Genomic DNA, 6,000 nt, shown 5'->3' on the forward strand with positions numbered 1-6,000 from the left:
GTGCGGACCCTCCGGGCGGGTTGGGCAGTCAGGAGGTGGGGAGTGATCCATCATCTGACCCGTGTACCCAGTGCTGGGTACACGCACAGTCCCTGGTCAGCCCCGGTATTGGCGGAACTCCGCGGCAATGCTGTACCCAGCGGAGAATCCACTGGGTACAGGCATAATGCCTGGTCAGAGCGGGTGTTTGACTCCTCTGTACCCAATGTACCCAATTGGAAGAGTTTTCTAATTGGAAAATACGATGTGGATACCCTGCGGAGCGTAAACATGCGTGCATGTGTGTGCGTAACCAATTTTTACTGGGTACATTGGGTGCAACACCCCTAAATACATGCTCTGACCTGGGCAAACACCTGTACCCAATAAAATTGCTACTGGGTACAAGCTGGGTACGCCAATAGGCAATCACCCCCTCTGACCTGCGGAAACGTCTGTACCCAGCACTGGGTACAGCCCCCTGCTTCCCTTCCTTCTGACCAACCAGCCGGCCGCAGGCCGGTGCGCACTTCAGCCTCTTGAGGCCTGGACCGGCCCGCAGGGCCGATCTCCGGAATGCCGTTGCGGCTCGGCATTGCCCTTCATTCTTCTTCCTGGCGACCTCCCCGGCTTCCACTCATTTCCGAACAGAGCAGATGTCTGTACCGGCTTCTACACTGAGGTGTCATGCCGACTCTTCCTCCGACTTCGCTCGCTGTCTCCGCGGCCGTCGCTGACCAGCGTGAGGCCGCTGGACTCACCGTCGACGAACTGGCCGAGACGGTCCGGCATCTCGGTCACCGGATGACATCGGCCGACATCCGGGCCATCGAAGCCGGAGAGGCACCGGCCACGGTCGACGACCTCGTCGCCCTGGCAGTGGCGCTGGGCACCACGCCTGTCGTCCTCCTGTCGCATGTGCCCGCCGACCTGCCTGACCCTGATGAGGGTCAGATCGCCACTGGTGTCCCCGACGACGTCATCGGCGCTCAGCTGCGGGACTGGATGGAGGGTCGGACCTCTCTCGATCGGCAATCCCGTGTGGCCTACTGGCGTGAGCGCGCCAGCCGGCTCGAGTTGCTGCGCACCCACCACCATGAGCAGCAGGAGGCCGCCGCCGCCGAACTGGCCGACCTCGGTGAGCTTGCCCTCCAAGAGGCCGACGCCGGGCCCGTCATCGCCCTACATGAGCGTGTCGATGAAGGCGATCGGCTTCTGAACCAATGCGATCGGGCTCAGGCCCTCATCGAACATCGGCTTGAACGGCTGGCCAGCCTGTGATGGCTGCATGTACCGGAACTGGGGGTGGAGTTCAGGTTCAATGTATAAATGACCCTGGTCAGAAGGGTGTCTGAGTCGTTCTCCCGTGTGGGTGAGTTTCACTTCAACATCTGAGCGCCGCGTTTCCGGCTGGAACGAAACGACCCATGCTGCCGAGCGGATTCTGGCACGTAGCCTTCACTGATATGGACGATCTGATCCGGACTGTTCTCGACAGAGTGCTCGCAATCGACCCCGGCGGGATCGTCGGGGTGTACCTCTACGGCTCCAGTACGTCGACGGGTCTCGGCCCGGAGAGCGATGTAGATCTGCTGCTGGTGACGCGCAGATCGTTGACGCCTCAAGATCGGGCATCGTTGATCTCCACGTTGCTCGGGCTCTCGGGGTGGAAGGGGCATGCCGAGCCGTCGCCCGCTTGAGGTGACGAGCTTGGTCACGGCTGACCTCAAGCCGTTGGTCGCTGCGCCGTGGCGTGACTTCCAGTTCGGGGAGTGACTCAGGGGCGACTTCGTCCAGGGCTATGTGTCCGAGCCGGAGCGCGATCCGGATGTGGTGATCCTGCTGGCGACAGCTTTGGCATCGCACCGGGTGCTGCACGGGGCGGCGCTGGACACTCTGGTCACTGATGTGCCCTTCGCGCTCCTGAAGGACGCGCAACTGGCTGCACTGCCGGCGCTCGTCGACGATCTGGATGGCGAGCCGCGCAATGTTCTTCTGACGCTGGCGCGTGCGCTTCATACCGTGGAGACCGGAGCGATAGTCGCCAAGGATCAGGCGGCAGCTGTTGCGGCGAGGCGCGTCGATCCCGCTGGGGCGGATCTGCTTCTTGCTGCCGCTCGCGAGTACCTAGGCGAGGGGCAGGTCGACTGGGATCGTGAATCGAGTCAGGTGTCGTCTCTGGCGCAGTCGTTGATCACGCTGATCCAGCGAACATCTGCGGAGGCGTGAACGTACACACGGACATCACCGGGCAACCAGCTGTGCGGATCCGGTGACAGAGGTTGGAACGTGCCTGAACTTGGTCGAATTCCGGTTTAACGTGTAGCGTTATTGATGGTCTCCGTTATAAAATCACGCCGTGATCAGATCGTTTGGCAACAAGGACACCGAGCGCATCTGGCATGAGCAGTACGTCAAGCGTATTGACCGGACTGTGCAGCGGGCGGCCATGCGGAAGCTCGAGCTGATTCACGCGGCGAAGGACGTTGATGATCTGCGAATCCCGCCCGGGAACCGGCTGGAGCGTCTCGTCGGCGACCGGCGTGGACAGCACAGCATCCGAGTGAACGCGCAATGGCGTATCTGCTTCATCTGGAGAGATGGAGGTGCAGAAGATGTCGAACTCGTCGACTACCACTGAGGACGACCTGATCGAGCCGATCCACCCGGGAGAGATCCTGCTGGAGGACTTCATCGAGGGTTTCGGGATTACGCAGAACAAGCTTGCCGTTTCGATCGGGGTGCCGCCTCGTCGGATCAACGAGATCGTGCATGGCAAGCGAGGTATCACTGCAGATACGGCGATACGACTGGCGCGGTATTTCGGGACGTCCGAGGAGTTTTGGATGAATCTGCAGTCGAACTACGAGCTGCGGTTGAAGCGTCGCGCTCTGAAGAACACGGTCGCTGCTATTACTCCACTGCAGGTCGCGTGAGTGAATGTAACCTCGCGGTGTAACGTGTTCGTGCCGCCTACTTGCTATTGAAGTTATAGCGTAGGCATCGTTCTTGAGTGCTTCCGGTTGTTGGTTCCCGCATCGCACCATCGCAGCAATCATTGTTGATAGCACAAGGAGGTGGCTCTGATGGCATCCATTATCGTGCGTGGTCTCGATGACCACGTGAAGCAACAGCTCGCCTCTCAGGCGAAGGAGCACGGGCGGTCCATGGAGGCCGAGGTTCGCGCCATCTTGACGAAAGCGGCGCTGAGGCCACACATCGGACTGGCACTTCTGAATGTGGCGCAGGATGTCGGTGGGGTCGAGGGGCTGCCGATTCCGACGCGCGATCACGTCCCTCACCCTTGCGGAGTTGCCTGCCGGCATCCGGAGGCAGACGTGACCTGGTTCGAGGACGCCGATCTCGTCGATTCCGACGGCGACGACTGGCAATATGCGCTGCCGCTCGTCAAGCGGATTCTCAGTTGATCGCTGGGAAGGCAATGTGCGGCACATCTGCCGAGATCAAGCTACTGGAGGTGGCATGATCAACCGCACGGTGCTACGGCCCGACGGTGTCTCGATCGCGGTCACTGACCTCGGTGGCGATGGCCCTGTCGTCGTACTGCTGCACGGTCTCGCGGGGAGCTCGCGCGAGCTGCTGCCAACGGCGCAAGCGTTGCCGGGATATCGGGTGCTGCTCGTGGACCAGCGGGGGCACGGTGCGAGTACACGGCTTCCCAATGACTTGTCGCGCGATGCCTTCGTCGGAGACGTCGTCGCTGTCCTCGAGGAGCTCGTCCCTGGGCAGCGTGCGGTGCTCGTCGGGCAGTCGATGGGAGCCCATACCGCGTTCCTTGTCGCGGTGGCGCGACCAGACCTGATCAAAGGGCTCGTGATGCTGGAAGGGCATGTGAAGGGCAGCGATGATCCGGGCGAGGCCGCACAGCTCGGCAGGTATTTCGCGTCGTGGCCAGTGCCGTTCGAGGACGAGGCCGCGGCGAGAGAGTTCCTGGGCGGGGACGCGATCGTCGATGCCTGGGTGGCAGACTTCGAACTGACAGATCATGGCCTCGTCCCGCGCTTCGACGCCGCCGTCATGCAGCGCGTGATCGAGGCGGTGCACGAGCCTCGCTGGGACGAGTGGGAGGCTCTGACGGTCCCGACACTCGCGGTGTTCGCGAAGCATGGGATGTTCGGCAACGACGATCGGGAAGCATTGATCCGGCGCAGGTCCCAGACAGACAGGATTGATCTCTATGGTGGTAGCCATGACGCGCACCTCGACGCCTTCGATGTGTGGATCGGCGTGCTCAGTCGCTGGCTGGCCCGCGAGCGAATCAACGGGACGCACGCCAGTGGGCGCTGATGGTGCGCCGTGCCGGAAGGTCGTGGAGTTCCGGTTTAACGTATAAAACTGCTCGTCAGAAGTAGTGCTGCCAGTGGAGAACAGATAGGATTGGGTCCACTCTGACCTTTGAATCTAGCCTGGCTATGCTGAGAGCGAAGTCGCTCGCGCGAGAGGCGCCGCGATGCTTGACTGGTGGCATGGATATTTTGTTGCTTGGTGGTACAGGATTTCTTGGACGACACATCGCACGTGTTGCGCTTGCACGGGGGCACCGCGTCACGTGCCTCGCACGAGGCACCGGGGAGCCAGCCGCTGGGGTCGAGTTTGTTGGTTCAGACCGTGACCGTGAAGATGCGTATGACAAGGTTGCCGCGCGGTCCTGGGATGCGGTCGTCGATCTGACGAGTCAGCCTAAGCACGCACGGGACGCAGTCGTGAAACTCCAAGCTGAGCACCGTGTGTTTGTATCTTCGAGCAGCGTGTACGAGGATCAGGGGAAAATCTCTGCCGAGTCCGATCCTGTGGTCGAGCCGCTAAACCTCGACGCCATGGAGAGCATGGAACAGTATCCGGCGGCCAAGTCCGCCTGCGAAGCGGCTTATCTGGCTGTCAGTGGATCGGTGATGATTGTGCGTCCCGGTCTGATCGCAGGTTACGGTGACGACACAGGACGCAGCGGTTACTACCCGTGGCGCTTCGCGCACCCTACGGGCGACGATGTCATTGTTCCGGACGCGAAGTTCCCCATCGCCATGATCGATGCGCAGGACCTGGCTGACTGGATCGTCGAATCTGCAGAGGTCGCTCGGGAGGGAACATTCAACGCGACCGGCCACGCCGCCACATTGGCGGAGGTGTATACGATTTCCCGCGATCTCACTGCATCGCGGGCGACGGCGCGACCTGTCCCTGACGAAGAGTTGCTTGCGTACGGAGTGAACCCATGGATGGGACCGAAGTCTCTGCCGTTGTGGGTCCCCGGCCCGCAGTGGCGCAACATTGCGCTGCTCGAGTGTAAAGCCGCGTACGAAGCGGGACTACACGTTCGCCCGTTGAAGGAGACACTGGCGGACGCTATGCGGTACGAGGAAGAGCGGAGTGTCGAGAGGCTAGCAGGGCTTAGTGATCAGGACGAGGCCGAGCTCCGGCAGCGGTTAGAAGCCGGTGATTAACTTCCGCCGGAAGAGTTTTGGTGACAGTCGGAACCGTGCTGAGTTTGTTTTGGTTCCGCGACTGACTGTGAGAATGCGTCCGGATCTGGCTCAGCGAAAACGCCGAAGATACGTTGATTCTGCTTGGAGGGGGAAAGGGAGCTGGCTCGCGGGATCAATTTCCTCTGTGCAATATGGAAGGGGCTCGAAGTTGGCCTTCGGACTCCGATTCAGCTGCTGACTCTCGCTAAGATTTCGACTGCATTATCTGGCGCAACCACACTGCCAAGGCCTCGAATGATGGAATCATGTCTTCAGGTATTTCTGATCGATTGAAATGCATCACACGGTTACGTGCGAGGCGAGCATCGTTCAGGCTTCGGATGCATCGTGGCTTGTCCTCGTCGGAGATGCGACCCGCGCGAAACACCTCAGACCATATCGTGTCGTCAGCTACGGCCTTGATGTAGTCCGCAAACATTAGCTTTTGCGAATACGACTTCTCGGAGTCATCTGGCCCGCTGGCGTTAACTTCTTCCTTCGTTAGTGTAATGCTTTGTTCTGTGTCTATATACACCTC

9 protein-coding genes are annotated in these 6,000 nt (G+C 60.6%); 8 read left to right on the forward strand and 1 reads right to left on the reverse strand.

Annotated features, from left to right (window positions below):
- Nucleotides 1-666 precede the first annotated feature (666 nt).
- The 8 genes from HMPREF2757_RS10465 (at nucleotide 667) to HMPREF2757_RS10500 (ending at nucleotide 5,441) form a co-directional block, all read left to right on the forward strand.
- Nucleotides 667-1,260, forward strand: a complete 594-nt coding sequence (locus HMPREF2757_RS10465; RefSeq protein WP_070576503.1) for a helix-turn-helix domain-containing protein — start codon at nucleotides 667-669, stop codon at nucleotides 1,258-1,260.
- 185 nt (nucleotides 1,261-1,445) lie between these two features.
- Entirely contained in the window at nucleotides 1,446-1,679 is a 234-nt protein-coding gene (locus HMPREF2757_RS10470; RefSeq protein WP_176745929.1) for a nucleotidyltransferase domain-containing protein, read from the forward strand.
- Between the two features lie 103 nt (nucleotides 1,680-1,782).
- The gene (locus tag HMPREF2757_RS10475) at nucleotides 1,783-2,208 is read left to right on the forward strand and encodes an aminoglycoside adenylyltransferase domain-containing protein (protein WP_070576510.1); all 426 of its coding nucleotides are present in this window, start codon (nucleotides 1,783-1,785) and stop codon (nucleotides 2,206-2,208) included.
- A 130-nt stretch (nucleotides 2,209-2,338) separates the two neighbouring features.
- Complete coding sequence (locus HMPREF2757_RS11540; protein WP_083304254.1) at nucleotides 2,339-2,620, forward strand: type II toxin-antitoxin system RelE/ParE family toxin; 282 nt, start codon at nucleotides 2,339-2,341, stop codon at nucleotides 2,618-2,620.
- The gene (locus HMPREF2757_RS10485) at nucleotides 2,595-2,915 is read left to right on the forward strand and encodes a HigA family addiction module antitoxin (protein ID WP_070576575.1); all 321 of its coding nucleotides are present in this window, start codon (nucleotides 2,595-2,597) and stop codon (nucleotides 2,913-2,915) included. The genes HMPREF2757_RS11540 and HMPREF2757_RS10485 overlap by 26 nt, the downstream gene beginning before the upstream one ends.
- 150 nt (nucleotides 2,916-3,065) lie before the next feature.
- Entirely contained in the window at nucleotides 3,066-3,407 is a 342-nt protein-coding gene (locus tag HMPREF2757_RS11770; RefSeq protein WP_141750260.1) for a FitA-like ribbon-helix-helix domain-containing protein, read from the forward strand.
- Nucleotides 3,408-3,462: 55 nt separating this feature from the next.
- Nucleotides 3,463-4,287, forward strand: a complete 825-nt coding sequence (locus HMPREF2757_RS10495) for an alpha/beta fold hydrolase (protein ID WP_083304255.1) — start codon at nucleotides 3,463-3,465, stop codon at nucleotides 4,285-4,287.
- 179 nt (nucleotides 4,288-4,466) lie between these two features.
- The gene (locus HMPREF2757_RS10500; protein WP_070576583.1) at nucleotides 4,467-5,441 is read left to right on the forward strand and encodes an NAD-dependent epimerase/dehydratase family protein; all 975 of its coding nucleotides are present in this window, start codon (nucleotides 4,467-4,469) and stop codon (nucleotides 5,439-5,441) included.
- Between the two features lie 226 nt (nucleotides 5,442-5,667).
- On the opposite strand, the gene HMPREF2757_RS12045 is transcribed toward HMPREF2757_RS10500, so the two are convergent.
- The coding region (locus HMPREF2757_RS12045) for a hypothetical protein (protein WP_218079100.1) at nucleotides 5,668-6,000 on the reverse strand (333 nt) is incomplete at its 5' end.

It is taken from the genome of Brevibacterium sp. HMSC063G07 (assembly GCF_001810665.1).
Classification (GTDB): domain Bacteria; phylum Actinomycetota; class Actinomycetes; order Actinomycetales; family Brevibacteriaceae; genus Brevibacterium.

What these genes read in the sequence shown, in the direction of transcription:
- HMPREF2757_RS10500 (WP_070576583.1), top strand. Translation starts at nt 4,467, where the DNA reads ATGGATATTTTGTTGCTTGGTGGTACAGGATTTCTTGGACGACACATC.
- HMPREF2757_RS10485 (WP_070576575.1), top strand. Translation starts at nt 2,595, where the DNA reads ATGTCGAACTCGTCGACTACCACTGAGGACGACCTGATCGAGCCGATC.
- HMPREF2757_RS10465 (WP_070576503.1), top strand. Translation starts at nt 667, where the DNA reads ATGCCGACTCTTCCTCCGACTTCGCTCGCTGTCTCCGCGGCCGTCGCT.
- HMPREF2757_RS10495 (WP_083304255.1), top strand. Translation starts at nt 3,463, where the DNA reads ATGATCAACCGCACGGTGCTACGGCCCGACGGTGTCTCGATCGCGGTC.
- HMPREF2757_RS11770 (WP_141750260.1), top strand. Translation starts at nt 3,066, where the DNA reads ATGGCATCCATTATCGTGCGTGGTCTCGATGACCACGTGAAGCAACAG.
- HMPREF2757_RS10470 (WP_176745929.1), top strand. Translation starts at nt 1,446, where the DNA reads ATGGACGATCTGATCCGGACTGTTCTCGACAGAGTGCTCGCAATCGAC.